This is a genomic window from Phocaeicola coprophilus DSM 18228 = JCM 13818, assembly GCF_000157915.1.
GTDB classification, from domain to species: Bacteria; Bacteroidota; Bacteroidia; order Bacteroidales; family Bacteroidaceae; genus Phocaeicola; species Phocaeicola coprophilus.
This window is the reverse complement of record NZ_EQ973632.1, coordinates 140,090-144,107: the sequence shown is the minus strand read 5'-3', so window position 1 is coordinate 144,107 and position 4,018 is coordinate 140,090. Positions and strand designations below refer to the sequence as shown.

At 45.3% G+C, this 4,018-nt stretch carries 3 protein-coding genes; 1 reads left to right on the top strand and 2 read right to left on the bottom strand.

Annotation, left to right across the window (positions count from 1 at the left end; all coding sequences use genetic code 11):
- Positions 1–1,387, bottom strand: a 1,387-nt coding sequence (locus tag BACCOPRO_RS02195; protein WP_008140491.1) for a carbon-nitrogen hydrolase family protein, incomplete at its 3' end; no start/stop codon positions are given.
- Positions 1,388–1,570: 183 nt separating this feature from the next.
- Positions 1,571–2,887: an anaerobic C4-dicarboxylate transporter family protein gene (locus BACCOPRO_RS02190; RefSeq protein ID WP_008140489.1), complete on the bottom strand. Its 1,317-nt coding sequence runs from the start codon at positions 2,885–2,887 to the stop codon at positions 1,571–1,573.
- Between the two features lie 106 nt (positions 2,888–2,993).
- Here BACCOPRO_RS02190 and BACCOPRO_RS02185 point away from each other — a divergent pair, with 106 nt between their 5' ends.
- Complete coding sequence (locus BACCOPRO_RS02185; RefSeq protein ID WP_040311105.1) at positions 2,994–3,941, top strand: NAD(P)H-dependent flavin oxidoreductase; 948 nt, start codon at positions 2,994–2,996, stop codon at positions 3,939–3,941.
- Positions 3,942–4,018 lie beyond the last annotated feature (77 nt).

The window sequence follows — 4,018 nt, the reverse complement described above, 5'->3', positions numbered from 1 at the left end:
CCGTCAGTCGGGAAACCAAATCGCAAGGAGTAAACACACCGGACTGAGCATATTGGATATCCATATTATGCACGCGAGGCAAGTTTCCGACACTTCCGGCAATGACTACAAAGCATTCGTTTTCGATTGCACGGGCCTGAGCGCAGACACGTACCCGGGAATAGCCGTTCTGTGTATCGGTAAGGAACGGAACAAACAGAATCTGCATACCCTGATCAGCCATCAGACGGGACAGTTCCGGGAATTCCACATCGTAACAGATCAGAACACCAATCTTGGCGCAATCCGTATCGAAAGTCTTCACCATGCGTCCTCCGCTCAATCCCCAGCTCTTCACTTCGTCCGGAGTGACATGTACTTTTTCATACATTTCATAGGATCCGTCACGACGGCACAGGAAACCGACATTATACAAGCCATTGTCTTCTGCCTTTACATACGGCATACTGCCGGTAATGATATTAATGTTATGCTTGATTGCCAGATTGATAAAACGATCGCGAATTTCTTCGGTGTACTGAGCCAAGGCACGAATGGACTGAGCCTCCCCCATGTGATTGAACTTCGCCATCAGCGGCGCATTGAAATATTCGGGGAAAAGCACAAAATCGCTCTTATAACCGGACACCGCATCAATAAAGAACTCTACCTGTTCGAACACGTCATCAAGAGTCTGATAGGAACGCATCTGCCACTGGACAAGTCCCACACGCACGGTTGTCTTCTTGTCTACATACGAATCTGTAGGCGGCTGATAATAGATGTTATCCCACTGAAGCAGTGTTGCACAATGCTTGGACTCCTCATCATTAGGCAAATAATTGCGCATCACACGGCGTACGTGGAAATCATTGGAGAGTTGGAAAGTCAGAACCGGATCATAGATTTCACGGGAACGTACCTTTTCGATATATTCCTTGGGGCGCATCGTATCGGCATATTTATAATAATTCGGAATACGCCCGCCAAACATGATCGCCTTCAGATTCAACTTCTCACAAAGTTCCTTGCGATATTCGTACATACGGCGTGCCAGACGCAGTCCCCGGTAATCGGGATGGATAAATACTTCTATGCCATACAGGATGTTTCCCTTAGGGTTGTGCGTATTAAAGGTTTCATTGCCGGTTACTTTGGCGTAGGTGTGATCTCCCTTTACCATATCGTAATCTACGATAATGGAAAGTGCACAACCGACAATCTTGTCATCGACAACAGTTACAATCTGTCCTTCAGGGAAAATAGTGATCAACGTCTTGATTTGTTCTCTGGTCCAGAACACATCCTTGTCCGCATACACGCGGGTAAACGACTGAGCCAGCTGGGCATAGTCGTCCATCTGCAGGTTACGGACTTCTACTTTATTAATTTTTTGTATCGGTTCCATGTGTCTACAGTTTAAGTTTTCTGCCCGCAAAAGTACGATTAATATTTATTGCCTGTCCTCCGAAAGGCAAATTTCTCTGTCTTTATCCCCAAAACAAGATAAAAAAGTCCCGTTCTCAGCTCCATACAAGGTAGAACTGAAAACGGGACCTTATACTTTCTTCGAAATGAATGACCGGAAGAATCAGAACAAAACCTGAATCAACAGCAGGCCTACCAGGATTGCTACAATGGTTGACACCAGTCCGGGCATCATAAAAGAATGGTTCAGAATATATTTACCAATCCGTGTTGTTCCTGTCCGGTCAAAGTTGATGGCTGCAACGACTGTCGGATAGTTAGGAATAAAGAAATAACCATTTACCGCAGGAAACAAAGCTATAAGCAATAACGGCGAAATACCTAAGGCAATACCCAGAGGAACCACCGCGCGAATGGTCGCAGCCTGGCTATACAACAAAATGGACATCACAAACAGAGCCACACCAAACAGCCAGGGCATGCTTTGAACGACTTGTTCTATCGAGCCTTTCAGCTGCTCCAGGTTACCGGCAATAAATGTATCTCCCATCCAGGCAATACCAAATATAGCAATCACCGCCTGCATACCTGCCGGGAATATATTTCCTTGTACAGCCTTGATTCCATCAATGCGGCATACCAAAAGAATAACAGCTGCCGTACTAAGCATGATAATTTCAATAATAGAAGGCATATTGAGCATGGTTACTTGTCCGTTTACTTCAAAACTGGGACGAAGCGAATCGATGGAACCAAACAACACTATTAAAAATGTAGCGAAAAGAAAGATCAGCACGGAAATCCGTGCTTTAGAAAGATTCTCGATACGAGTACTTTCCTGTGTCACTTCCTCAATCATTCCTTCCTTCAACCGGCGCTGATATTCGGGATCATCCTCCAGTTCCTTACCGACCTTCATCGAACAGAAAGCGCCTACCAGCACACCGATCAATGTAGCAGGAACCGTAACCTTCAATATATCAAACAACGAAATGTCAAAGCCTGCCAGCAAGCCCAGCAAAGCTACCGTAGCGGCCGAAATCGGACTGGCTGTAATTGCCTGTTGCGATGCAATGACCGCAATGCCCAAAGGACGTTCAGGACGAATCTTTGTTTCACGGGCAACTTCCGCAATCACAGGAAGTACCGAATAGGCTATGTGACCCGTTCCTGCAATAAATGTAAACAGATAAGTAACGATCGGACTGAGAATAGTTACTTTAGCCGGATTACGCCGAAGAATATGTTCGGCTACTTTAACCATATATTCCAGACCACCCGCAGCCTGCATACATGAAGCTGCTGCAATCACGGCTGCAATCATCAGCATGACATCAATAGGCGGCGCCGTCGGTTGCAGACCAAACACAAAACTGAGGATGGCCAGGCCTACGCCTCCCATCACACCCAAACCAATGCCTCCCAAACGGGCACCAATAATAATGGCCACCAGGACCACAAGCAATTGTAAGAATAACACGAAAATAATTTTTTAAGATCTACAAAATGCAATAAAACCGTTGGCAAAGTTACGCTTTTTTCCGATATTCGCCAAAAGACATGCTTAACCAGATATTTAAATGCGTATGAACAAAATATGTCATCTTTTCGGTATTCAATATCCGATTATTCAAGGCGGAATGGCCTGGTGCAGCGGCTGGCGACTGGCATCTGCCGTAAGTAACGCCGGAGGACTGGGATTGCTGGGAGCGGGTTCCATGCATCCTGACACCCTGCGTGAGCATCTGCACAAATGCCGGCAGGCTACCGACAAGCCTTTTGGTGTGAATGTTCCACTGATGTATCCTGAAATAGAATCGATCATGCAGATTCTTGTAGAAGAGAATGTAAAAATCGTATTTACTTCTGCCGGAAGTCCGAAAACATGGACAGACTTTCTGCACGAACATGGAATGAAAGTCGTTCATGTTGTTTCCTCACTACGCTTCGCCATGAAATGTGAAGAAGTCGGAGTGGATGCCATTGTAGCTGAAGGATTCGAAGCCGGCGGTCACAATGGACGTGAAGAAACAACAACCATGTGTTTGATTCCTGCCATCCGGAAAATGTGTACCGTTCCGTTGATTGCTGCAGGTGGCATCGCCACCGGAGAAGGAATCCTTGCAGCAAGGGCCTTAGGCGCAGATGGAGTACAAATAGGAACCCGTTTTGCTCTCACCGAAGAAAGTTCAGCTCACTTTACTTTCAAGGACCGATGTCTGCGTCTGAATGAAGGAGATACCATCCTGACTTTAAAACAGCTTGCTCCTACCCGACTGGTTAAAAACGATTTCTATCATCAGATTGAAGAAGCAGAACAAAGAGGAGCCTCAATTGATGAATTACGGAATATTTTGGGAAGAGGACGCGCAAAGAAAGGAATTTTCGAAGGGGATATCTTTGATGGCGAACTGGAAATCGGACAAATAGCTTCACTGATCAAACGGTTGCAACCTGTAGACGAAGTCATGAAAGAATTGATTTCAGACTATAATGAAGCTCTACGGCGAATGCAGGATACACTCCCTTTATAAATAAATCTTAAGCTTAATCATCTTAAAAGACAATCGAGTAGGAGGTAAACATTAATCATAGGTGTTTATCTCCTATT